At 46.3% G+C, this 1,005-nt stretch carries 1 protein-coding gene and 1 pseudogene; both read right to left on the bottom strand.

What is annotated here, in order from left to right; translation table 11 throughout:
- The coding region (locus KSW37_RS15635; protein WP_217315356.1) for a relaxase/mobilization nuclease domain-containing protein at window positions 1-833 on the bottom strand (833 nt) is incomplete at its 3' end.
- Window positions 830-1,005 (bottom strand): annotated as a pseudogene (locus KSW37_RS16225) (plasmid mobilization protein); the annotation flags it as partial. The pseudogene KSW37_RS16225 and the gene KSW37_RS15635, both read right to left, overlap by 4 nt.

Here is a 1,005-nt window from a genome sequence, read left to right as displayed (position 1 = left end):
TCCCAAGGGTCTTGACTGCTCTCCGATATGGATGGCTCCTGGTTGTTCTTGTGATAGCCTTGTTCGTATTGCAGAGTAGAGTTGGATTTTGGTGATACACGGTTCTCCATTCCCTCAAACCTTGTATTCAGCTTGCCTAAGCTATAGCCTCGGCTAATCTGCGTACCCTTGAAGCTATATCCATCCTTGCTGAAACGGATGCCTTGAACCTTGGTTTGCTCCTTATCCATATAGACAAACTCTAAGTGAACACCTCGTTTTGCAAGTTCACTTTTGAACTCGTCCCAGCTATCTGCCATTCTCAATGCGCTCTTTACAGCATTGTGAATCTCATATTTTGCACGCTCTGCATTGCGCAATTTGCGAGTGTTAGTCTTGCTCTTGTCCGTTCCGTAGGTCAGTCCATACTTGGATTTTAGAGCCTTGGTCACTTGCTCATTACGCCTGTAATCATTCCTGTCTGATATGAGCTTGCCCTCGTTATTGATGCGATTGTACACGATATGACAATGTGGATTGTCCGTGTTGTGATGCCTTACAATTATGAATTGGGTATCGGTGATGCCCATCATCTGCATGTATTCAAGGGCAATCTTAGCCATAAACTCATCCGTCAAACGTGGCTTGTCCTCGGGCTTAAAGCTCAAAGCAATGTGTCCCACAGGCTTCTTAATCCTTGGATTTAGCTGCCTCTGTAGCTCGAAACTTTGCGTTATCTCGGCGTTCGTGCCGAGTAACACACCATCCGAGGCGATGATTTTCGCCTCGTCCTTGCTTGTAACATAGCGGATGCAACCACCAAATGAGCTGCCTTTCTTTAGCTTGCCTATCATGGTGTATCCTCCCTTCTGTTCATTCCGCTTGGATTAGGTTTGGAATTTCCTTGCCGATACTCGACAAGGACGGTTTTCAATCTCTTCAACAAGTCCACCACATACACATGGGTTTCCTGGAAACCTCTCTGATGCGACAGCTTGGTAAGTTGGTTGAGGTTGTTCGCCATGC

The organism is Segatella copri (genome assembly GCF_019127135.1).
Taxonomy (GTDB): domain Bacteria; phylum Bacteroidota; class Bacteroidia; order Bacteroidales; family Bacteroidaceae; genus Prevotella.
Note: the sequence above shows the minus strand (reverse complement) of the source record. Positions and strands in the feature narration are given on the sequence as shown.